General features: G+C 30.3%; 20 protein-coding genes. 4 read left to right on the top strand and 16 right to left on the bottom strand.

What is annotated here, in order from left to right; genetic code table 11:
• Positions 1–14: 14 nt before the first annotated feature.
• From OWK30_RS03980 to pheA, 11 genes are all read right to left on the bottom strand, one after another.
• Positions 15–926: a YifB family Mg chelatase-like AAA ATPase gene (locus OWK30_RS03980; RefSeq protein WP_423323793.1), complete on the bottom strand. Its 912-nt coding sequence runs from the start codon at positions 924–926 to the stop codon at positions 15–17.
• Positions 927–945: 19 nt separating this feature from the next.
• The gene (gene sppA / locus OWK30_RS03985) at positions 946–1,806 is read right to left on the bottom strand and encodes a signal peptide peptidase SppA (protein ID WP_423323795.1); all 861 of its coding nucleotides are present in this window, start codon (positions 1,804–1,806) and stop codon (positions 946–948) included.
• A complete protein-coding gene (locus tag OWK30_RS03990) occupies positions 1,806–2,789 on the bottom strand; it encodes a sodium:calcium antiporter (protein ID WP_423323797.1) in 984 nt (327 codons plus the stop codon). The genes sppA and OWK30_RS03990 overlap by 1 nt, the downstream gene beginning before the upstream one ends.
• Before the next feature lie 212 nt (positions 2,790–3,001).
• On the bottom strand, positions 3,002–4,699 hold the full coding sequence (locus OWK30_RS03995) for a S1 RNA-binding domain-containing protein (protein ID WP_423323799.1): 1,698 nt from the start codon (positions 4,697–4,699) through the stop codon (positions 3,002–3,004).
• Complete coding sequence (ispH, locus tag OWK30_RS04000) at positions 4,674–5,534, bottom strand: 4-hydroxy-3-methylbut-2-enyl diphosphate reductase (protein WP_423323801.1); 861 nt, start codon at positions 5,532–5,534, stop codon at positions 4,674–4,676. The genes OWK30_RS03995 and ispH overlap by 26 nt, the downstream gene beginning before the upstream one ends.
• The gene (cmk, locus tag OWK30_RS04005; protein ID WP_423323803.1) at positions 5,531–6,199 is read right to left on the bottom strand and encodes a (d)CMP kinase; all 669 of its coding nucleotides are present in this window, start codon (positions 6,197–6,199) and stop codon (positions 5,531–5,533) included. Before cmk ends, ispH begins: the two co-directional genes overlap by 4 nt.
• A 2-nt stretch (positions 6,200–6,201) precedes the next feature.
• Positions 6,202–7,479: a 3-phosphoshikimate 1-carboxyvinyltransferase gene (gene aroA / locus OWK30_RS04010; protein ID WP_423323805.1), complete on the bottom strand. Its 1,278-nt coding sequence runs from the start codon at positions 7,477–7,479 to the stop codon at positions 6,202–6,204.
• A 43-nt stretch (positions 7,480–7,522) separates the two neighbouring features.
• Positions 7,523–8,353 (bottom strand): prephenate dehydrogenase, encoded by an 831-nt coding sequence (locus OWK30_RS04015; RefSeq protein WP_423323807.1) that lies wholly within the window; start codon positions 8,351–8,353, stop codon positions 7,523–7,525.
• Between the two features lie 5 nt (positions 8,354–8,358).
• Positions 8,359–9,378, bottom strand: a complete 1,020-nt coding sequence (aroF, locus tag OWK30_RS04020) for a 3-deoxy-7-phosphoheptulonate synthase (protein ID WP_423323809.1) — start codon at positions 9,376–9,378, stop codon at positions 8,359–8,361.
• Position 9,379: 1 nt separating this feature from the next.
• A complete protein-coding gene (hisC, locus tag OWK30_RS04025; protein ID WP_423323811.1) occupies positions 9,380–10,477 on the bottom strand; it encodes a histidinol-phosphate transaminase in 1,098 nt (365 codons plus the stop codon).
• Positions 10,474–11,544 carry a prephenate dehydratase gene (gene pheA, locus OWK30_RS04030; protein ID WP_423323813.1) on the bottom strand — a complete coding sequence of 357 codons (1,071 nt, stop codon included), beginning with the start codon at positions 11,542–11,544 and terminating at the stop codon, positions 10,474–10,476. Before pheA ends, hisC begins: the two co-directional genes overlap by 4 nt.
• A gap of 242 nt (positions 11,545–11,786) precedes the next feature.
• Here pheA and OWK30_RS04035 point away from each other — a divergent pair, with 242 nt between their 5' ends.
• The 3 genes from OWK30_RS04035 (at position 11,787) to rpmB (ending at position 14,868) form a co-directional block, all read left to right on the top strand.
• Complete coding sequence (locus OWK30_RS04035; RefSeq protein ID WP_423323815.1) at positions 11,787–12,110, top strand: PAS domain-containing protein; 324 nt, start codon at positions 11,787–11,789, stop codon at positions 12,108–12,110.
• A gap of 38 nt (positions 12,111–12,148) precedes the next feature.
• The gene (locus tag OWK30_RS04040; RefSeq protein ID WP_423323978.1) at positions 12,149–14,536 is read left to right on the top strand and encodes a PAS domain S-box protein; all 2,388 of its coding nucleotides are present in this window, start codon (positions 12,149–12,151) and stop codon (positions 14,534–14,536) included.
• Between the two features lie 143 nt (positions 14,537–14,679).
• A complete protein-coding gene (rpmB, locus tag OWK30_RS04045) occupies positions 14,680–14,868 on the top strand; it encodes a 50S ribosomal protein L28 (protein ID WP_423323817.1) in 189 nt (62 codons plus the stop codon).
• 207 nt (positions 14,869–15,075) lie between these two features.
• Here rpmB and OWK30_RS04050 read toward each other — a convergent pair whose 3' ends face one another.
• The 5 genes from OWK30_RS04050 to feoB all read right to left on the bottom strand — a co-directional run bounded on the left by OWK30_RS04050 (position 15,076) and on the right by feoB (position 21,565).
• Positions 15,076–15,780 carry a cytochrome b/b6 domain-containing protein gene (locus OWK30_RS04050; protein WP_423323819.1) on the bottom strand — a complete coding sequence of 235 codons (705 nt, stop codon included), beginning with the start codon at positions 15,778–15,780 and terminating at the stop codon, positions 15,076–15,078.
• A 1-nt stretch (position 15,781) separates the two neighbouring features.
• Positions 15,782–16,591, bottom strand: a complete 810-nt coding sequence (locus tag OWK30_RS04055) for a 4Fe-4S dicluster domain-containing protein (RefSeq protein ID WP_423323821.1) — start codon at positions 16,589–16,591, stop codon at positions 15,782–15,784.
• Complete coding sequence (locus OWK30_RS04060; RefSeq protein ID WP_423323822.1) at positions 16,588–19,098, bottom strand: molybdopterin-containing oxidoreductase family protein; 2,511 nt, start codon at positions 19,096–19,098, stop codon at positions 16,588–16,590. Before OWK30_RS04060 ends, OWK30_RS04055 begins: the two co-directional genes overlap by 4 nt.
• A gap of 309 nt (positions 19,099–19,407) precedes the next feature.
• The gene (locus OWK30_RS04065; protein ID WP_423323824.1) at positions 19,408–19,629 is read right to left on the bottom strand and encodes a FeoA family protein; all 222 of its coding nucleotides are present in this window, start codon (positions 19,627–19,629) and stop codon (positions 19,408–19,410) included.
• Between the two features lies 1 nt (position 19,630).
• Positions 19,631–21,565, bottom strand: a complete 1,935-nt coding sequence (feoB, locus tag OWK30_RS04070) for a ferrous iron transport protein B (RefSeq protein WP_423323826.1) — start codon at positions 21,563–21,565, stop codon at positions 19,631–19,633.
• Between the two features lie 97 nt (positions 21,566–21,662).
• Here feoB and OWK30_RS04075 point away from each other — a divergent pair, with 97 nt between their 5' ends.
• Positions 21,663–24,614, top strand: coding sequence for an ABC transporter substrate binding protein (locus tag OWK30_RS04075; RefSeq protein WP_423323828.1), 2,952 nt, complete (start codon positions 21,663–21,665; stop codon positions 24,612–24,614).
• Positions 24,615–24,624 lie beyond the last annotated feature (10 nt).

The following is a 24,624-nucleotide window of genomic DNA, read 5'->3' on the forward strand; positions in this document are numbered from 1 at the left end:
CACTCATCTTTGCATTAAACTGTTATATTCACTTGGGCTAGACTTACCGCACCTGGTTTTGCATCACGTCCTCCACCTATGATTGATACATCACTAGCTGTATGATGTGGTGCAATAAAAGGTCGCTTACTAACTATTTGATTTTTATTAACTAGCCTTCCTGCTACAGAATGAATTTTTGTTGTTTCAATTATTTCTTCTAGAGTCATTTCAGGTAGAATTGATGGGATTCTTTTTGCAATCATTGTTTTACCGCTACCTGGAGAACCTATCATTAATAAATTATGCATTCCTGCTGCAGCAATTTCAGCGCCTCTTTTTACAGTAAATTGTCCCTTTACGTCTTCAAAATCAAGATACTCATCTTCATGGTTAATTAATTCTGAAATATCCTTCTTTGTAGGCTTTACATTCACTTTGCCTATTAAAAAGGCAAGTACCTCATCTAAAGATTCAAATCCATAGATTTCTATATCATCAATTATAGCTGCTTCATTAACATTTTCTTTAGGTAAAATTATTTTTTTAAAACCGTTTTCCTTTGCAAATATTGTAAATGGCAAAACCCCTTTAACGCTTCTTAATTTTCCGTCGAGTGAAACTTCACCTATGAAAAAAATATCATCTATTTCAGCATTTAGAAAACCTGATGCTACCAGTAACCCTATAGAGATAGGCAAATCATAATGAGTACCTTCCTTTTTAAAATCTGCAGGTGCTAAATTGATAGTAATAGGTTTTGCAAAAATGTTAAATCCAATATTTTTTAAAGCAGACCTAACCCTCTCACGACTTTCCTTTATACTTGTTTCTGCGAGACCAACTATAGTAAAAGAAGGTAACCCCATATTCGAAATATTAACTTCAACTTCAACAAGTATTGGTTCTATCCCCTCAATATGTGCTGTAGGAATCTTGGCAAACACATTAAAACCTCATTAAACATTAATTTTCATAAAGATAATAAAAAATACCGGTTTCTTCAAACTTCATTTTTATATGAGTAATCCCATCTAAAAGCTCTTTTAAAACTCCTTTCCTTTCTTCTGGTTCAAATAAAATAACATCATTTGTGAAATGAAAGTCCTTCTTCATAGAAACAAAAGCATCTCTATAAGTGCCAATAGCGTCTACTAATCCAATTTTTTTAGCCTGATTACCTGTTATAATTCTCCCATCAGCATATTTCAAAAGTAATTCCCTTTTTATATTTCTAGTCTTGAGTATATCTTCGATAAACTGATTATAAACATCCATTATAGCGTTTTCCAACAATTTTTTTTCTTCCTTAGTCATTTCTCTAGAAGATGAGCCAATATCCTTGAATTTTCCGCTTTTTATTGTAACAACTTTTATTCCTATTTTATTGTAAAGTTCCTTTAGGTTTGAAAACTTCATTATTACGCCTATGCTACCTGTAATACTTCCTGAAAGAGCAAATATTTTATCGCAAGCTGAAGCAACATAATAACCACCAGATGCTCCAAGAGTAGAAATAGCTGCGTAGACAGGTTTTTTCATGTTCCTAATAAATTTGTATATTTCCTGACTAGGAGCCACGGCACCACCAGGAGAGTTTATTTTAAGGATAACACCTTTTATATTCTCATCTTTTGTAGCTCTTTCCAACTTTTTTATCACTTTTTTAGAATCAACTATTACTCCATTGAGTTCTACTACCAAAATATGCGGCTTTTTAAGAATTATAGTTGAATCACCTTTAGTAAGCATTAGCACCATTTCTACAAAAAATACTACTACCATCAGAAAGAGGATGATTTTAAAAAAAAGTTTCAACCATTTCATTAACTTCCCCTCATTTTATACATATAGAAAAAATAGAATATATAAAATATCCCTATATAAAGGGAGTAAACACTTATTCTTCCAAATCTAAATCTAGATATTTTATCCTGTTTTACTCCTATTAGTGCAATAATTAGCATTATTGCAGATAAGAGAGCCGATTTCATGTGTATTGTTGATACAAATTCAAATACAACACCTTTCATATAAAAGAGATCAACAAAAAACAATATTGTCACATTAAATACACAAGAACCGACTATATTTCCAAAAGCCATATTTGGAGATCCAACCTTAATTGCCCCAATAGATGCTGAAATTTCTGGTAAAGAAGTAACAAAGGCAAGTAAAAAAGCTCCAACAAAACTTCTGCCAAGTCCTGTCTCCAATGCAATAACATCAGCTGATTTGCTCAGTAGTAATCCAGCAATCACAATGACCATCGCAAAAAATAAGAAAAGTAAGACAGCTTTACTAAGAGGAATAGAAATAGGTTCATCATCTTCAATTTGTATATCTAAAGAAGAACTTCTATAAGCGCTATAAACTGATGCTACATAGATAACAAAAATAATCACACTACCAAAAGAGAGCCATAGAAATTTTGGAAAGTTGAAAATAAAACCCATTATTGCAACAATTGTTAATAATAATGCGTAAATTCCTGTTACAATATTTGCTAAACTTATATCCACAAATATAGAATCTTTTTTAAAGAGCAAGTCCATCAAAAAAATTATAAATATGTTAAACATGTTCGAACCAAAAATATTTCCAAAGGCAAGTGAAGGAGCATCCACAACTGTAACTGAGCCAATTGAAGATATGAGTTCAGGCAAACTAGTGACCACTGAAAGAAGGAGTATTCCTACCAAACTATGTCCAAGATTTGTGGCAGACGCTATTACATCACCATATTTCGATAGAGCCATTCCACTATAAACTATTAAAACTGCACAAACAATAAAGAGAATATAATACATCAACTCTCACTCATCTTAAAAAAATATTAATACTGAAATAATTATAAAGAACTTTTAGAAACAATGGTAAAAAAAATGTTTTTCTGTGTTCTAATTTATAAATCATTCTCAAAATACAATACAAAAATCACATTCAAATTTACCATAAGTAACATACAAGCTAAATAAAATAGTAAATATCTTTAAAATTTTACTTTAATAAAGCTAAATTACTACTCAATATCTTTTAGCTTATCTTTCAATATGTTACCTAAACTAAAACCAGTGTCTTCCTTACTTTCCAACTGTTTTAAAAACTCTTTAACTTCTCTTTTTTCTGAATCTAATAAGTATTTTTTTCTAGATAAATAGACTTTTTTTTCTTTTGTGTTATATCCAACTACAACGGCTTTTATTGTATCACCAACTTTTACAAGCTCTTCAGGCAATACCTTTTGTTCATCAAGCTCTTTAGCTTCAATAACTCCTTTAATTTTCCTTGGTAATTCTACTTCCACAAAATCCTTAGTAAATGATATTACAGGAACTTCTACAACTTTTCCTTTAGGTAAAATCTTATCAATTTCCCGCCAAGGATTTTTTTCTAACTGCTTTATACCTAGTGAAACCCTCTCTCTCTTTTCATCAATTTTTAGAATTTTAGCTTCAATATTATCTCCCACTTTAAATCTATCATTTAAATCATCAATATCTTCCGTCCAAGATATATCTTCTTTTCTAATGAGACCATCGATAAATACACCAAAATCAACAAATACACCAAAATCGGTAATATTTTTCACTTTACCTTTAATTATAGAACCCTCAGGATGCTTGTTTTTCAGGGTTACCCATGGATTTTCACTTAAAAGTTTTAAAGAAAGAATTATTTTTTTATTCTTATTATCAACATCAATAACTTGACCCTCTACCACATCTCTAACATTTAATTTAACATTAGCTTTTTTTAGCCAGCTAATTTCATCATCTGGAATATATCCATCTATTCCTGGTTCAATTTCTACAATATAACCTTTTTTTACCCTTGCAACAACAGTACCTGATATTTTATCGCCTTTTTTATATTTTTTATCTACTTTTGTCCAAGGATCAGGTTGTTTATCTTTTAGGCTTATTTCAACTTTTTCATTTTCAATGTCAATATTTACAACAACTCCTTCAACAACATCATCTATTTCTAGAAACTGATTAGGATGTTTTACTCTTCCCCAGCTAATATTTTCTCTTCTTAAAAAAACATCAATGGGACCAGCATCAATAAAAACACCATAATTTTTAATACTTTTAACCCTCCCTTTAATTAAATCCCCAACTTTCGTTTTTTCAAAGAAATTCTTTTTTTCTTCCTCTTTTACTTCTTGTAAATAAATCTTTCTTGAAGCGAGAAAACTTTTATCTCTTTTGTTAAGCTTGAGAATTTTTGAATTAAAAACTTTTCCAATATAATATTTTGGTTCACGTTGTTTATACATATATTCCATATGGCCATCAGGAATAAATCCTTCCACTGTACCAAATGAAACTTTAAAACCTTTATCCACTTTCTCCAATATTTTTAAAGGCAAATATCTACCTTTTTCATGAGCTTCTAAAACATCTTGCCAATCTTTCTTCTGATCAAGTACTTTTTTGGAAAGCCATACTTTAGCACCACCACCGGTGACACCAACAACCATAACGCTTACTTCATCTCCTATACTAACTGTTAATTTCCCATCTGACAAAAAATCCTCTTTATTAGCAAATCCTTCACTTTTATATCCAAAATTTATTAGTATATGATTGTCAGTAATTTGGACAACTTGTCCTTTTACAACAGTACCTTTTTTGGGCAGTGATAATGATTCTTCCAATAAAGTTTCAAAATCTTCCATTTCAATTTCGTTATTGTTTTTTGCGTTTTCTTGCATTTCCAACCTCTTTTAAATAGTTTATAACTTCATTTATCAGATAATCAGGTGTGCTAGCTCCTGCAGTTATACCAACTTTTTCAATATTTTCAAACATTTTTTCATCTAATTCATTTTTTGTTTCAATATGAATACTATTTTTACATATATCTTTACATATTTCATAAAGTCTTCTTGTATTACCACTATTTTTGCCACCCACAATAATCATCATGTCTACTTGTTTTGCCACTGTTTTTGCAGCTTCTTGACGGTATGTAGTAGCATTACATATTGTGTTTACCACTTTCAGCTCATTACATTTTTTTTTCACTATTTTGACTAATTCTACGAAATCTTCTTCTCTCTGGGTTGTTTGAGCTACTACCCCATATTTTTCCCTAAATGGTAACTGCTCTGCCTCTACTTTGGAGGAAATAAGATAATAATCACCATCAACATAGCTCACTATCCCTTTGACTTCAGGGTGCTCTTTTTCACCAAAAACAACTACTGTATATCCTTCTTTTGATAAACTCATTGCAGATTTATGGGCTTTTATGACAAAAGGGCATGTTGCGTCTATAAGATTAACAGATTTTTCTTTTAATGCTATATAATTATTTTTTGTAATACCATGAGATCTAATTATAACTGTATGTTTTTTATCAACTTCATTGGTTGACTTTACTGGGAAAACCCCCTTTTCTTTCAATTTGTTTACAAGCTGAGGATTATGTATTATAGGACCTAATGTCACAACATTTTCATACTTTGCGGACGCATTTTCAACAATTCCAACAGCCCTTTCAACGCCAAAACAAAAACCTGCATGTTCTGCTTTTATGATCTTCACTGTTTTATCGCCTTACTAATAATCTTATCTATTATTGAAACCACATCTTCAATTGTCAATCCTGTAGTATCTATTTCAATTGCATCATCAGCTTTTTTTAAAGGAGCAACTTCCCTTTTTACATCCATTTCATCTCTTTTTTTAATATCTTCCAAAACTTCGTCAAAAGTTATTTTTACTCCTTTTTCTACAAAATCTTTATATCTTCTTTTCGCCCTTTCATTTAAAGTAGCATTCAAAAAGAATTTAAATTCTGCATCTGGAATAACTACAGTACCAATATCCCTTCCATCCATTACAACATTGTTTTTTGATGCAATTTTTTTCTGCTTTTTGGTTAAAGCATTTCTTATATCTTTATTTGAGGCTACTTTACTTACAATACTAGTCACTTCTATACTTCTTAACTCATCTTTCAAATATAAAATGTCATCATTTTTAACAACAAGATACTGTTCGCCATTTTTGTATTCAAAAGTAATATCTTTTTCTTCTAGTAAATCAACTAGCTCATTTAAATTTCTATTTGTAGTGAGCATAAGATAAGCAGCAAAACGATACATTGCACCTGTATCAATATATAATAAACCGTACTTTTTCGCCAATATTTTTGCAATAGTGCTTTTACCACTACCCGCAGGTCCATCTATGGCTATACGTAGCAAATTTAAACCTCTAACAGCTCAAACCTCTCAATAAAATCGGGAAAAGATACATCAATACTCTCTATACTGTCAATTAAAAAGTTTCCAAATTTTTTTGCAAGTAAAATATTGATCATCGCAATGCGATGATCATCAAAAGATTTTAGCATTCCATTACGATTTACTTTATCAAGAGGGTAAACTTTAAAACCATCTTCATACTCGTCCACTTTAGCTCCCAATACATGTAAATTATGAACAATAGAGCTAATCCTATCAGATTCTTTTACTCTTAATTCTTCTGCACCTCTTATTTCTAATGGATTTTCACAAAAAAGTCCAAGAATACCAAGGAGAGGAATTTCATCAATGATATTAGGGATAATTTCACCATCAATTCGACCACCTTTTAAATTAGAATGTCTAACAAAAATATCACCTTTAATCTCAAAAGTATTATTATGAATTGAAATAGAGATATCTGCACCTAAGTCTTTTAAGACTTTTATAAAACCTGTTCTTGTTGGATTTAATCCAACATTTTTAATTAAGATTTCACTATTTTCAAACATTAAAGCAGCACCAATAAAAAAAGCAGATGAAGAAAAATCCCCTGGAACTTCTATAAAAGAAGGTTTTAAAATCTGTCTACCAGGTACTTTTATTTCATTATGAAATATATCTAAGTTTACACCAAAATATTTTAGCATAACTTCTGTGTGATTTCTTGTTTTCACCCTTTCAACATAAATCGTTTCTTCATCCAATTGTAAACCTGCCAGAATTACAGCACTTTTCACCTGTGCACTTTTTACTGTTGATTCAATTTTTGTAGCATGCATTTTTGATGGTAAGATAGTCAAAGGTAAGTTTTTATTACCTTTTCTACCGTATATTGATGCACCCATTTTGCTCAATGGTTCAATAACCCTACCCATAGGTCTTTTTTTAAGCGAATTATCTCCAGTTAAAACAAAATATTTTTTCATTGGAGAAAAAAGCCCTGTTAAAAGTCTAGCTGTAGTCCCTGAGTTTTCACAATTAATAATATCAAGAGGTTCATGAAAGTTTTCATATCCTTTTGAAATAACTTTAAAACCATCTTCGATTTTTTCAAACTGAACACCACAGGCTTTTAAAGCGTTCACTGTAGCTTTTGTGTCTCTTGATATTAGAGGGTTTTTTACAATAGATTCGCCGTTAGCCATAGCAGATAAAATAAAACTTCTATGTGTTATTGATTTATCAGCAGGAACTTCCACTTCACCTTTTAGTTTCTTTATTTTTTCAAAAGTAACCATAATATTTTCCTTTCTTCCCTAGTTATCATATTAACACAAAATGTTACAGACTTCTTCTTATGTTACTAATAAGTCCAATATCTTGAAATATTGCATCTTCTTTTTTATAAAGAATATTGTTTTTCCAGTTATGTAAAATATCTATAAATTCATCGATTAGTAAAGTTATGATTTCACTATTATCAAGAAAAATATCAGTCCACATTCTTGGATCACTTGCTGCAATCCTAGTAAAATCTTTAAATCCTCCACCACTAAACCCAAAGGCATCACGATTTTTTATATCCACTAAATCAATCAATGCAAAAGCTATAAGATGTGGAAAGTGACTGATTAAGCCAAATAATTCGTCATGCTTTTTCGCATCTATAACTTTTATGATCATTCCTATCTCTTCATGCATTTTTTTTAAAGCTAAAATAGTTTCATCCTCTTTGTCAGTTGTAAAAAAATGATAGGCACCTTTTAAGATACTTTCATCACTATACTCAAAACCAGATTTTTCCTTACCAGCAATAGGGTGACCACCATAGAAATTCAAATTCAATTTTTTAGCTAACTTCACGAGAGAAAGCTTTGTACTACAAGCATCGGTAATAGGAGTAGTTATATTTTTTGCTGATAAATCTGTTAAAATCTTTTTTGCTGAGGAAACAGGTGTTGTAATATATATTAAATCGAGGTCAAAAGTCAAAAAATCATCCAAAGAGTTCGCAACTCCTTCAAAAATATCAGATTCAATAGCTTTTAAAAGGGTATCACTATTAAAATCCAGACCGTAAATTTCATACCCTTTTTTATAAAAAGCCTTAGCAAAAGAACCGCCAATAAGACCGATACCTATTATACCAATTTTTTTTAAAATTTTTGACACTTAATCTACTCTTCTAGATGTTTCTCTATAGTAGCTGCTATTACTCTAACTCTTCTCATCAATACATCAAAATTCTCAGGTAAAATAGATTGGTCACCATCACTTAATGCCTCAGAGGGTCTTGGATGAACCTCAATCATCAGCCCATCCGCTCCAGCTGCAATGGCAGCCTGTGCCATTGGAAGTATGCAATCTCTCCTACCAGTGCCGTGACTGGGATCTACTATAATTGGTAAATGGCTCACATTTTTTATAACAGGAACTGCAGCTAAATCCAGGATATTTCTTGTTTCAGTATCGAAAGATCTTATTCCTCTTTCACAAAGAATTATATCATAGTTTCCTTCACTGGCGATATATTCAGCAGCCATAAGAAATTCTTTAATGGTAGCACACATTCCTCTTTTGAGCATAACAGGAATTTTTGCTTTTCCAACTTCTTTTAAAAGCCTAAAGTTTGACATATTCCTTGCACCAATCTGTAAAATATCAGCATATTTTGCTACTAAATCTAAATCTCTTGGATCGAGAAGCTCTGTTATAACAAGCATTCCATAATGATCAGCTACCTCTCTTAAATATTTGAGACCTTCTTCACCAAGTCCTTGAAAAGAATATGGACTCGTCCTTGGTTTAAATGCTCCACCACGCAGAATTCTTGCGCCAGATTTATAAATAGATTCAGCAACTTCAAAAAGCAATTCTCTGCTTTCAACAGAGCAGGGGCCTGCCATTACAGCAATATGCTTTCCACCTATCTTAACCCCCTTTATGTTTATTACCGTAGGTTCTTTTTTGAAGTCTTTGCTTACTAATTTATAAGGCTTTAGAATAGGAACTACCTTCTCAACGCCTGGCAACGAACTTAATGGTTTATCACGAAGAGTTCTTTCATCACCAATAGCACCAATAATTGTTCTTTCTACACCTTCTGAAAGATGAGTTTTGAATCCATAGTCAGTAAGTTTTTTTACTACAAAATCTATATCTTTTTTAGTGGCCTCAGGCCTCATTACAATAATCATATTATACCTCCAAAACCTCTTTTAATTTTTCAATAAAGATTTCATTTTCTTTAGGCAAACCAATAGATACTCTGATGTATGGAGCAAGTTTTGGGCCAAGGAATCTAACAATAACGCCTTTGTGTAACAAATCATTGAAAATCTTTTTACCATCGTTGACATTTACAAGAATAAAATTGGCCTGTGTTTCAAAATATTTCAGTTTTAATTTTTTAAACTCATTATAAAGATAAATTTTTCCATCTCTATTATTTTTTATTACTTTCCTCAAAAAATCGTGATCTTCAAGGGCAGCTTCAGCTGCAACTTGAGCAGCCATATTCACATTAAAGGGTTGGCGTACTCTGTTTAACATTTCAATAGCTTCAGAATTGCCTATAATATAACCAATTCTAAATCCTGCTAATCCATATGCCTTTGAGAAGGTTCGCATAATAAAAAGATTCACATAACTGTTCAGTAGATTGATACTTTGAGGATAATCTTGGGCATCAACAAATTCATAATAGGCCTCATCTAAAACAACAATAATATCATCTCTAATATTGTTGAGAAAATAGATCAGATTATCATAGCTGAAATACGTGCCTGTTGGATTATTAGGATTTGCAAGAAAAACAATTTTTGTATTTTCATCGATTGCATTTATTATTTTTTCAAAATTTATTTTAAAATCTTCATCTGTTTCTACCCATTTACAAATAGAGCCATTAGCCTGTGCAATTATCCCATAAACAGAAAAACTTGGGAAAAAAGAAACTACATTTTCACCTGGTTTTACAAAAGTTTTAATCAAAAGTTCTATAATTTCATTGGAACCTGTACCAAAAAGTAAATTATTTTTTTCTACTCCAAGTTTAATAGCTAGTTTTTGCCTTAAATAATAACAATCACCAAGAGGATATCTGTTCAATTCATCCATGAAAGATATTAAGGCTTCTTTACTTTTTGGTGGGATTCCTAAAGGATTTTCATTTGACGCAAGCTTTATAGCTTTTTTAATTCCTAATTCTCTTTCAAGTTCTTTTACAGGTTTACCTGGTTCATAAGGCACAAGTGATGCAATATTTTCACCTGCAAGCTTCCTAAAATTTATCATTTTTCCCCCTTTGGATAAGAGCCTAATATTTTAAGTATATTAACATTTTTTGAAAAGTTATCTAGTGCAATTTTTACATTTTCATCCATAATATGACCATCTATGTCCACATAAAAAATGTATTCCCATGCCTTTCTTTTAGATGGACGAGATTCTATCTTAGTCATATTAATATGTTGTTGTGCAAAAGCCCTAAGTGCCTCGTACAAAGAACCAGCTTTGTGAGCGATAGAAAACATAATTGACGTCTTATCATTGCCAGTTCTTACTGGCTCGGTGTATCCAATTACAAGAAATCTTGTAAAATTGTTTGTAAAATCTTCAATACTTTTCTCTACAATCTTCAATCCATAATGTATTTCAGCCATTTCAGAAGCTATAGCACCTACAGTTGCATCTTTTTTAGCAATTTCAGCAGCTTTAGCTGTAGACTCGACTTCTACTACAGTAATTCCTTTAGCACTTTTTGAAAGCCATTTTCGACATTGCGCAATAGCATGAGGGTGAGAATAAATTTTTTTTATATCTTCAAATTTTCCAGTCAAATTCATCAAGTGATGAGAAACTTCAAGATAAATTTCACCACAAATTTTAAGATTTGAATCCATAAACATGTCAAGGGTATGGTTTACTACACCTTCGAGAGAGTTTTCTATTGGTATAACTCCAAATGCGCATCTTTTCTTTTCTACATATTCAAAAACATCAGATATATTTGAAAGTGGTATTAACTTTGCCGCTAATCCGAAATGTTTTATCCCTGCCAGATGAGTGAATGTTCCTTCTGGTCCAAGATAAGCAATTTTTTGCACTTCTTCAAGAGAAAGGGATGCAGATATAATCTCACGAAACACATTTTTTATATACTCATTGGGGAATGGACCACTGTTTAATATTTTTAGTCTTTCGTAAATTGCTTTTTCTCTTGATGGAACATAAAGAGGTTTGTTTTGAGCTTTTTTTATTTTACCAATAGCAATAGCAATCTCTGCTCGTTTGTTCAATAGTTTTAAAATTTGTTCATCGATTAAATCGATTTGTCGTCTTAACTCATCCAGTTTTTCCATGTGCAAAATATAAATCAGAGTTAAAAAATATTCAACCCTTATTTAACCTTTAAATAATTCAATAAATAATTTAAATTTAGATTTTTTTTAGGTGGTGCAAGTTTTGAGTTGTTACTATAACATTAAAATAAATTAAGAAACAGCTTAATTGATTGCTAATTTTAGATTAGTTATTTTCACATAATATCCATAAAATTATTAAATTAACTTGAATATAATTAAAATATACTATAAAATTAAGTATGGATAAAGGAGAGTTTTTTTTAAAGAAAATACTAGATAATTTACCTGATATAATTTTTTTACTAAGTAGAGATTTTACTGTAATTTATGCAAATCAGAAAGCAAAAGATGAAGGTTTTTGTGAAGGTAAAAAATGCTATGATAACAGAAGAGAATATCACAATATTTGTGAAAACATATCTCAATGTATAGTAAAAGAAGTTATTGATTCAGGAAAGTGTTTCACTAATGAGCTAAAAATACCTTTTGGTAAAGAGACTAAATATATACAAGTAACTTCCACTCCTATAGTAAGTAAAAAAAAACTGTTGACAACGTATTAGTTACCTTAAGGGATATAACGGCTAAAAAAAATTTCCAAATTCAATTAGAAGAAAGAAATCAAACCCTTAAAGACCTCTATGAAAAAACTTCTGTAGCAATTATTTTCTACCAAGATGATAATATAATCTTTGCAAATCCTGCTGCTACTAAAATTACAGGTTATTCAAACGATGAAATTGTAGGTATGAAATTTTGGGAACTTGTAGACGAAAGCTTCCAAGAAATTGTAAAAAAACGTGGTAGAAAACGGCAAGAAGGGTATGACCCAGAAAACAAATATGAGGTTCTCGTAAAAAGAAAAGATGGGAAAAAAAGGTGGGTTTTATTAGAAGGTCGGACTACAACTTACAATGGTAAATATGCAGGGTTAATAACTGCCATAGATATTCATGAAGAAAAATCAGCTAAAGAAAAACTCCAAAATCATCTCGACTTATTGTCTATTTTGCATGAACTAAATAAAAACCTCAAAACAGCACAGTCGAAAAAATTGATTTTAACGGAGACGGCAGATCTTCTTTCAAAATATAGTGATATAAAATGTTTTTCTATTATTCTATTAGATTTTGATAGGAAAATAAGTGATTTTATAAATTACGGTGTTACTAAAGAAGAAGAATCGTTATTTGTAAAAAATCTTCAAAGAGGATTGCCGAATTGTATCAACGTATTACAAAGTAGAAACTATATCATTTTGCAAAATCATCACAACAATAAGATGTGTAAATCTTGTGCCTATTTAAATTTAAAACATGGAAGCCATACATTTACAACAAAAATTCAATATCTAAACAATTTTTATGGGTATATAATATTGAATTTGAATGTATATAACAGAGAACTCGAAGAATTTGAGCGTATAATCTTGTGTGAAATATCAAATCTATTAGCAGCAAACCTTTATAGGTTGGAACAATCTATAAAATTATCAAATTTATCTGAAGATTTTGAAAAATTTTTAGAAGAAAATATTGCTGCGATTTGTATTACCTCACCAGAAGGGGAATTTATAGACTGTAATCAAGCATTTTTAAATCTTTTTAAATATAAGGATAAAAATGAGCTCAAAGTAACTAATGCTTCTAAATTCTATAAAGATAAAAAACAGCGTGAACTTTTTCTGACAATATTAAAAGAAAAGAAAACAGTGAAAAATATTGAAATGACTTATATCGACAAAGAAGGAAATGAAACTATTGTATTAGAAAATGCTGTCGGTAGATTTGATAAAGACGGAAGCCTTACACATGTATATAGTTTTTTATATGATATAACTTTATACAAAAATTTTGAGTCTCAAATGATAAATACTGAAAAATTAAAGAGTATTGCATATTTTACTGCTGGTATAGCTCACGAATTAAACAACTTATTAACACCAGTTCTCACATTATCATCTTATCTTATAAAAAATAACCAGTTACCAGAGCATTTAAAAAAACCAGCTGAAATAATTCATGAGGCTTCCAATAAATCTACACAGTTGATAAATAAACTCTTGGAATTTAGTAGAGAATCCAAATCTGAAATTAAAATCCTGAGTATAAACGAATTAATAAATAAAAATATTTCATTAATTAAAAATATACTTGGGGAAAACATTTCTTTTGTCACAGATATCCCTTTAAATTTACCACCTTTTGAAGGAGACCCTGTTCAACTTACTCAGGTTATTTTAAATTTAACAGCAAATGCAAAAGATGCAATGCCCAATGGTGGGGTTTTTCGTGTTACAGCTAACTATAAAATAATAGATGAATATAATAGCTTATTTAATCCTGAATTATCTCCAGGTGTTTATATTGAGTTATCATTATCTGATACAGGAGTTGGAATTGAATCAGAAAATTTGCCTAAAATTTTCGAACCATTTTACACTACAAAAAGAAATCAAGGAGGTACAGGTCTCGGTTTGGCAACCAGTTATGGTATAATTAGAAAACATGGTGGCACAATAACTGTAAAATCCGAAGTTGGTAAGGGTACAACATTTAAAATCTTTTTACCTACTATTCAGCATGCTTATAGTTTAATAACCAATTCATATAGACACTCAAAAGAAGAAAATACTAAAAAAACAATTTTAATAGTGGATGATGAAGATACTGTACTTGAATCCTTCAAAATTATTTTAAATTTAGAAATGTATAATATCATTAAATCAAATAATTTTAATGATGCTATAATTAAATTCAATAATAGTGTAGATTTAGCAATAATAGATATCTTTTTGAATGATAAAAATGGTATTGATTTGGCAAAACAATTTTTAAAATTAAAGCCTGAATTGCCGATTGTTTTTATTTCAGGTTCCGATGAATTGCAACTAATTAAAGATAGTTTTGAAAAGAGCTATCCTTTTTTTAGGAAACCTTTTCACATAAAAGATGTTATTAGTACAATAAAAGAATTATTGAATAAATAAAGCTTATTCTAGTAGATACTCTATAGTTTAATAAAACGTAATAGTTGAAAAAATTATTTTTAGTTTTATACAAAAATCGTTGCAAAAAGTTTGTTTTTCATATATATGAGTTGTTCGCTCATTTTAAGATGGAGGTAGAGATAATGGCAAGAAGATGCGATATATGTGGTAAAGGTCCAATGTTTGGGCATACTATAAGCCACGCTCACAATGTCTCAAAAAGGGTTTTTTATCCAAATGTGCATAAAATAAGAATTATTGAAGATGGCAAAGTGGTAAGAAAAAAAGTTTGCACGAAATGTATTAAAGCAGGTAAAGTGCAAAAGGCATAATAACTTTTTAATAATTAAAGGCTCATTGTATAATGAGCCTTTTTTCTCTTTAGCTAATGATCAACCTTGGTTACGCTAAAATAAAACTGGTATATCTTTTCACCTTTTTCTTTGTAAGATGGTTTCCTTGTTAATTTTTTAGTTATCATAGTTTTTAAGACGTTTTAGTATAATTTTTTATATAAAGAAGGAGGGTTACCTCCTTCTTCATAAATTTTTGAGTTTATTATACCAGCGGGGATGTTTTTCTTTTATATGTTCTAAATCCGTTTCACCTGTACGAAAAATTGCTTTAAGACCACATCTGTTTATAGGATGAGTTCCTATATATATATGAATTATTAAAAAGAAAATTATTAATATAAAGAAAATAGCATGGATTGCTCGTGCCCATTGCCACAGATTTTCGCTGTAAAAGTCTCTAAAAGCCAAAATCCACCCAGAAGCTGTCATCATAATCATTGCAAAAATTATAAACCATGCAAAAAGTTTTTGACCCATATTATATTTACCAATCTCAGGATGCTCAAATTTTATATACGTTTTGTAAAGATCTTTAATTCCTCCAAAAAATGCTTTTATTCCCCACTTTTCAGGCCAAATATGCCAAGATTTAATATCTTTTAGCATTACAATTACAAATGGAATTGAAGCAATGATGAAAAATAATGCTGTAACCCTGTGAAAAATTCTTGCTACCTGGATACCTACACTCAAAATTTCTGCAGATGTATTTATCTCACCAAGCCAGCTTACTGGGATACCAAAAATATATGCGAGAAATTTAAATTTGTCGGATAGAATAGGTAAACCTGTAATTATGAAGAAGAACATAAAATGTATTATATGTTTATGATACCAAATAATAATTTGGTTAAATACTTCTATTTTTGTATCAGCTTTTTTTAACATTTTACTCCTCCTCTTTTGAAGATTGCTCTACAACTTTTTTCCTTTTTGCTAGCCAATAAAGGAAATGGCCTGCTGTAGCAGCAATAGCAGTACCAATTAATACAGGTGCACTTTTTTTAGCTATATTTCTTAATACTACACCATTTTTGTATGGGGTTTCTGATAGTTTGTATACTTCAAGTTCTTTTTTGGGAACAATAGTAATCCATCCTAAACTACCCACATAATTATTTATTTCCTCCAGTCCATAAGCTACGAAAGGCTCATTGTAGGTAGATTCGTATTTTTCAATCCTTTTTAAAACTTCTCTTCTTACCTCTTCAAAAGTTCCTGAAAACATAGCACCAGTTGGACAGGCTTCAACACAAGCCTGTTTTAATCCATTTTCTACTCTATCGTAGCAGAATATACATTTATATGTTTTGTTTCTTTTGATATCATATTTGGGAATGTTATATGGGCATGCATCCATGCAGGATCTACATCCAACACAGATTTCATCATGTATTACCACAGCACCATTTTTTCTTTTTTCAATAGCATTTGCTGGACATATTTGCATACATGGTGCGTTTTCACAATGGTTACAATGGATAAACTTGGTTATTTTTTGAGTTTTTGGGTATTTTCCATATTCGTGTATTTCTGGAGTAAGATAGTAATAACTTTCTTTTGTTTCGTTTACAGCAAGTTCATATCTTTTGTTTTTATCTCTAAACTGTCTGGCTCTATTTTCTACTGCACAATTTATCATGCATGCATAACACCTAATGCAGGATATTGAGTCGTAACAAATTAAATTTTTACTCATTTTGCCCTCCTTATTTTTACAATGAAATCTTGAGAAAGTTGACCACCATCAAGTGGTGAAAAGTTGAAATTGCCAATATGGTTTGGGTTCAAACCGTATTGTGGAGCATAAGTTAGAAATTTATTGAGTTTATTATAAAAACCTGCACCAATTCCATAAAATGAAAATAGGGCATCGGGATGAACATGTTCTACCAACCTAACTTTAGCCAACGTTGGTAAATGAGGTTTTTCTATATTGAAAATTTCAATCATGTCTCCATCTTTTAGTCCCAATTTTTCACCTTTTGCTTTATTAATGTATACTGCGTCCCAATCAATCATTTCACCCACAACCTTTAATATAGGATTATTTTTAGTTTGTGCACCAGTGAATGAGCTCAAAGGATTAAATCCTGTTACAGGTACAAATTCGTCATTATCAAGATTGTTTTTAGATGTTCTCCAGTAGGGCTCTATATATTTAAATTTTGGATCAAGTATTAATGCTAATTTTTCACTTTTAGTTTTCATTTTGAGATGATTATTTAGAAAGAAAGTGCTATATATTTCTATTTTTTTTGATTTTGTTTTTGTTTTTATACCGTATTTTATATGACCTGTCCAAACCCCTTTTTCAAAAAGGGCAGGTATTGAAAAACCAGCTTTTTCTTCATTAGAAAACCCTTTTATATGTGAAAGCTGTTTATTCCAGATGGCTTGAATACCTTTCTCTTCGAATTCTTTAAAATATTTGTTATAGGTTTCGCTATCAAACACTCTTTTTGCGAGTTCGAGTACAATCCAATAACCATCTTTAGCTTCAAAAAGTGGTTCTACAGCTTTTTTGTGGATTGCTATGACCGGATATGGTGTTTTGAATTTTGTTCTTATTGCTTCATCTCTCTCTAAAAACGTTGCATCAGGAATAACTACATCTGCATAAAGAACTGTCTCGTTGAAAAATGGAGATACAGCTACAATCATTTCAAGCTTTTCTAAAGCTTTAATGATTTCTTCTCCACCTGTAGAACCGCCTATTATATTTTGTCCCCAAAAAACTGCCATTTTGCATTTATAAGGTTTTTCATCTAATAGTGACTTGATAAATAATCTTCTGTAATTTGATGTGTTAATTAGGGAAAAATTATCAAATTTTCTATAATAGAGACTAAGTGGCTTTTTCTGTGGTTTTGGTGTTTTTAAAAAGTGAGCTGTTTTGACTTTTCTTTGCAAAATCATTCCACCTTTTGTTCCAATGTTTCCTAAAAGAACGTTTAATATCAAAATTACACGTTTTTCTTCCATTGAGTTTTCATATCTAGTTGATCTGTATCCTCTTTCGATGAATACCTGTGGAGAATTTTTAATGAGATTCTCAGCTACTTGCTTAATTTTACTCGCTGGGATTGATGTGATTTTTTCAGCCCATTCTGGAGTATAATGTTTTGAGGATTCTCTTAATACTGTAAGTGCTGTTTTTACTTTTTTCCCTTTATAGTCAAATATTCCTATCAAAGCAGGTTTTTGAGCAAAACGTGATAGTTTGAATGATTGATCAGCTTCGTCAAATACTAGATAATCAAAATGTTTATCATCAGTTTTTTCTGTGTATATAGGTTTTCCTTCATCATCAATTAGCATTGTAGCGTTGGTATATTTATTTAAAAAGTCCTTGTTGTATTTGTTTGTAGTTAAAATAATGTTAGTTAAGGCTAAAAGGAAAGCAAGATCTGTTCCAGGTCTGATAGGTAGCCAATCAGTAAGACTTTCTCCCGCTTCTGATGGTTTTCTTGGATCAACAACAGTGATTTTTAGCCCATTTCTTTTTCCACGACCAAACATTACCCCCCATGGGAATGTTACGAGTCCGCCGCCAGGGTTTCTATTTATGAGTAATCCATATTTTGCATTTTCATAATCAGGTGTGAGAGCTCCTGTTCCGCCACCAGGTACACCTTTATCTTCTTTACCTCCAAATATTGCACCGAAACTGACTACAAGAGAGTTGCCAAAACAGGTATCTCCATAACCCACAATATTTGGGGTTCCATAAATTTTGAAAAACTGTTTATCCATTTCTGGAGCACTATTAAATCGTGGAAGAAAGGCTACAAGATGCTCTTCACCTTTGTTTTTAAGTTCTTTTAATTTATCAGCGATCATGTTTAGAGCTTCATCCCATGTAGCTCTTCTAAATTTGCCCTCTCCCCTTTTTCCTACTCTGATTAATGGATATTTAATTCGGTCTGGATTATATAATGCTCCCATTGCTGCTCTGCCACGAGCACATATTCCCGGATGTGGTGTGTGTTTGTTTGATTCTACTCTTATAACCCTATCGTTGCGTATAACTGCTAGCATTGGACAAAATTGTGCACACATTCTGCACAAAACGGGTACTTTCTTTTCCATACCAAAATCAACGGAAGAAACTGCGGCATAAGATTTTTGAATAGATAAGAAATTTGCAGAAAGAGTTGAAGCCACTCCCAATTTTAAGAAACTTCTTCTACTTATACGGGGCATATTTAACCTCCAAACATTAATAAGAAATTTTTATTATTGATATTACAATACCCTATGAACTAAATATAAACTTATTTATATTTATATTGCAATAACTGTTTAAATATTTATATTTAGCAAACATTTTTCTTTTTTTAAATAAAGTTTACAAGATGTATATAAGATAAGAGTTTTTGAGAAAAAAAAGTTGTTAAAAATGAAGAAAAAGAAGTGGATTTTTATCATAAATATAACAATGTTTGATCAAAAAAAGTGCAATATTATCAATCATTTATATATTCAAATATATCAATTAATAAATAGATATTTTCAAATAAGTTCTTTTATATGAATATTATCTGCCAACTCGTTATCAATAGCAAAACGAGAATGGAACACTTCAAATATTATCATAGGTGTTTTTTGTATAACTTTAATATTTAGTCCTGGTAATATTCCCAATGAACATATTTTTTTAAAGGCATCTTTATCTTTTTTGTTGATTTCTACCACTATATATCCTTTATTTATTTTTGCATCTTTTAATTTCATATCAGTATCCTACTGTAATAAGAATTGCATTTAAGATAATTCCCACTAAAAAGGCAAATGGTATAACAGTACCAAAGATTATCATCGATGTTTTAAAACCTCTTTCTTTTATCATGACAGAAAGCTGAGCAATGCATGGTACAAAAAGGGTAAGAATTACACTTGCTACTACTAAATGCCTAGTAGTTAAAAGTTCTTGAATATCATAAAGTCCCGCAGCTCCAAAATCTCTTCTAAAAAATCCGTAAAGAAAGATTTCTCCCATTTTTTCAGGAAGTCCTGCTAAATTTGCTGGATATGAAAGTATGAGAGAGAATAGCTCAAAAAGTTTTGTTATTTTTCCTATCCAAATAAGGATTGATGCGTATATGAAGAGGGGAATAACCTCTAATGCATACCACTTTAGCCTTGAGTAAGTTTTTAAAAAAACATTCTTTAAGTTTGGCATTCTAAGGGGTGGCACTTCCATAAAAAAACTTGCTTCTTTCCCTTTTGTATATCTGTTTAATATGAATCCACTTAATAGGAATACGATAAGAATTGTGGTAAACCATATTAATAAAGCAGAAAGACTTTTATCAAACAAGCCCAAGATTACACCAAGTTGTGCTGAGCAAGGTATGGTTAATGCAAGGAGAAAAGTTACAAGGAGTCTTTCCCTTTTTGTCTCAAGAGTTCTAGTGACAACGGTTGCCATTGTGCCACAACCAAGCCCTAAAATTAGAGGGATTACAGAACGTCCGCTTAACCCAATTTTTTTTAGTGATTTATCAAGAATAATTGAGAGCCTAACCAGGTATCCTGAGTCCTCTAACAGTGAAAACATGAAAAAGAAAGTAGAAACAACAGGTAAAACGATAGCGATAGCATATCTTAAGCCTAAAGTTATTATACCGTAATCTCCAGCAAATAGATTGAAAAAAATTGTGGAGCCTAATAGTTTGTGAAAAAGATTATTGATATATGGATTAATACTTTCTTCAAAAATTTTTGTTTCAATGAAATCTACGAGAGTACCTGCTCCGAACTGCCCTACAAATTTATAAAAACCAAAATATAATATTAGTAAAACAGCTAGAAAACCAGCCACAGGATGTAATGTTATTTTATCAATAAGTTGCTTTATTGCAACACCTTTTGTCTTACCATTTGAGTAAAAATGTTCACTACATAATTCTTGAGATAAATGTAATCTTTTTGATGATATTTCTATGTTCAAATCCTCTGGTAGAGAGTTAATGAGTTTCATAATTTCAGAGTATTCATTCTCATTTTTTACTAATTCGATGGTGTCTGCATCTTTTTGCAGTAATAGAAGAGCGATAGACCTCTTAGAGATAGGGTACTCTTTTTTTAAAAGTGAAGCAATACTTTTTATAAAAGACTCAATGTTGTTACCATAATTTATTCCTACAGGTTGAAAACTATATCTCCCTTCTAAAACACTTACAAGCCTTGATATAAGATTATCCGTACCTTTGTTTTTAATAGCTGCAGTTTTTACTACAGGTATTCCAAGGTCGTGTTCTAGATGTGAAATATTGATTTCCATCCCTTTACATTCAAGTTCATCGTACATATTTAAAACAAGCATTGTAGGAATACCTGCTTCTAATAATTGAAAGGTTAAAGGGAGCATTCTAACTATATTTTTAGCATCTACAACATGAAGGATACAGTCATATTCTTTTTTTAAAATAATTTCTTTTGTTACTTTTTCTTCTTCTGTGATAGTCAAAAAGTTATAAAAACCTGGTGTATCAATAATTTCAATTTCATGATGATTTCCTATTTTTGTTTTACCTTTAAATATTGATACAGTTGTGCCTGGATAGTTTGATACGGAGGCATATTTTTTGGTAATATTGTAAAAAAGGGCGCTTTTACCCACATTTGGGTTACCTACCAGTAACACTTTGTATTCTTTTTTGTGCATTATTACCTCCAATATCAAAAGTTAGATATATCTAACTTTTGATATTGTCAACAATTTTTTCTGGAATATTTATTAAAAATTTTATAATGTACAGTTTATGGAAAATTTGAACAATAATTATATTTTAAAAAAAACAATATTTTTTTTAGTCTTGTTACATTTAACGTTAATTAACTCTAGTGCTTTTGCTTTTCAAGACAATCTTGTTTTGGTCGTTCACTCTCATGACGAAGAATATGGGAGAACTCATAATGTTTATGAGGCTATAGGTAAGACACTTGCTGATTTGAGAACAGAAGTAAGGGTAGTTACAGAGTTTATCGATAGCTCTAGAATAAATATTGATTTTTATTATTTTGATACAATTAGAAGAAGTTTTTTTGTGAAATACTCAGATGATGTTCCTGATGTTATTGTAACTATTGAAAATGATGCTCTTAATTTTGTATATTCTTTAAGGGATAGTTTATTTAATGATATTCCTATTGTATTTGTAAATATGTTAAACTTTAAAGATAAGATTGTTCTTGATAATCTTACTACAGGAATTTATGAAAAATATGACTATGATGGTTTGGTTAAGGAAATCATAAAGTTGCAACCCAATATTAAAAAAATAGTTTTTATAGGTGATTCTTATTTTGAAATGTTTCATGGTTTTTTAGAGGCTGAAATATCTGAATTTATAAAAAATAATAATTTTAAAAATGTTGATATAGAATTATTGGATGGTGTTAGTTTAAACGAATTGGTTGAAAGGTTTAAAGGGAAAAGTGATGTTGCTGCCATAGTTATGAGCGCATCGAAAAATAATAGTGAAATACGGTTTGTAAAAGGTATAAATAAATTCTTGTTTAATAAAGCAAGGATACCTTTATATACCTTTTACAGTGAATCTTTAGAAACAGGAAGTGTAATAGGAGGTAAAGTATTAAGTTGTAGTAAAAAAGGTGAAATAGTAGGTGATTATGTCTTAAAGCTTTTAGAAGGGAAAGATATAAAAGAACTTCCATTGGTTTCAAGTGATGAATTGGGCAGGTGGGTTTTTGATTTTAACTTACTAAAGAATTTTAATATTGATATAAAAAAACTTCCAAATGATAGTTTTATTCTGAATGCTCCTGATGATCAAATTCATTTGAATAAAAAATTTGTATATACATTTATTTTTATATTAATAATTTCTGCTTCAGGTTTTTTAATATATAGCTATTTTCAAAAAAGACATAAGCAAGTTTTAATGCTTTATAAAATGGTTTTAGAGTATACATATGATATTATTTTTATCACAAATTTTGGTGGGGATGTTATTGAGGTTTATGGTAATGTAGAAAATACTTTTGGGTTTAAAGAGGATGAAATAAGAGAAATGAATCTTAATGAATTATACTATAGTAAAGTAGAAAAAGATAAATTCCTGGCTAATTTTAAAGAATCGGGGAAATTAACTAATTATATTACATTTTTTAAGAATAAAAGTGGAGATAAATTAATTTTTGAAAGTTCAGCAATATCTTTTCGAATGGATAATGAAGATAGAATTTTTATAATTTTAAGAGATATAACAGATAAACTTGAAAGGGAAGAAGAGTTAAAGTTTTTTGGTTATTTAATAGAACAATCTCCTGTACTTATTTCTGTGATGGATGTTGATGGGAGGATAATATATGCAAATAAGCATTTTCTATTATATAATGGTCATGAGGTAGGAAAACAATGTATATTTTTTAACAAGCATTCTGATGAAATTAGGCAACAACTTGATGAGAATGGATTTTGGAGTGGGGAAATAGAAAATGTAAAAACTGATGGTTCAAGATATACTGAAAGTTCTATAATATCAAAGACAAATTTTAAGGGGAAAGATGTATATGTAAAATTTGGTATTGATATTACTGAGTATAAGAAAATTAAAGATAAAATGATAGCTCAGCAGAAGTTTGAGACACTTGGGCAGCTTGCTGGTGGAATAGCTCATGACTTCAATAATATTTTAACAGTAATATCTTCGTATTTGCAGGTTTATCAAATGAAAGTAGATAGAGAATATGATAAGAAAATTTTTAATAAGATGATGGAAGCTGTGGATAAGGCATCATCACTTATATCTCAACTGTTGGCTTTCAGCAGACAAGATTCACATCAACCAGTAGTGATTAATGTATCTAAATATCTAGTAGACTCAATTGATATGTACAGAAGGCTTATAAGAGAAGATATTGAGCTTATTTTGGATAGGAAAACTAAAGAGGTAATTTTAAAAGTTGATCCAGTACATTTAGATCAAATGTTTTTAAATATGATAAATAATTCTGTTTATGCATTAGAGCATGTGAAGAGGGATCATAAGTATATTAAGATAACGATAGATAAAAAAAATTTTCATGATGAAAGATCATATGGTTTTTTTACAATAAACAAAGGTAAATATGCTGAAATAATTATCGAAGACAATGGTACTGGTATTGATGAAAGTATAGTGGATAAAATTTTTGAGCCGTTTTTTACCACAAAACCAAGGGGAAAAGGGACAGGGCTTGGCCTTGCTTCCATTTATGGTTTTATTAAAAGAAATAATGGCTATATAATAGTGGATACGAAGAAAGGTGAGTATACGAAATTTATAATTTATTTGCCTTTATTTGAGATGAATATGGAGAATAAACAAGAATTAATGAATACAAACGAAAAGATAAATTTATTAAGAGATAAGCACGTTGTAGTAATAGATGATAATAAAGACTTAGCCCACTCTGTAGGGGCAATGTTATCTAGATTTTGTAAAAAAGTAGAAGTTTTTGATAATCCATTGAAAGCTAAAGATTATATTTTAGCTAATAAAAATGATATAGATCTTGTGATTTCAGATATTACCATGCCTGAAATGAGTGGGGTTGAGTTGGTCAATAATTTAAAAAAAGAAGGTGTACAATTCCCCATTGTATTGATGACAGGTTATGGGGTTGAAGAGTTTAGAAGTGGAACAATATCGGTACCTGTAATTTCTAAACCGTTTAGTCTCGATAATCTATTAAAACACTTATTGTAAAATTAATTTT

This window comes from Deferribacter abyssi (genome assembly GCF_049472655.1).
GTDB classification, from domain to species: Bacteria; Chrysiogenota; Deferribacteres; order Deferribacterales; family Deferribacteraceae; genus Deferribacter; species Deferribacter abyssi.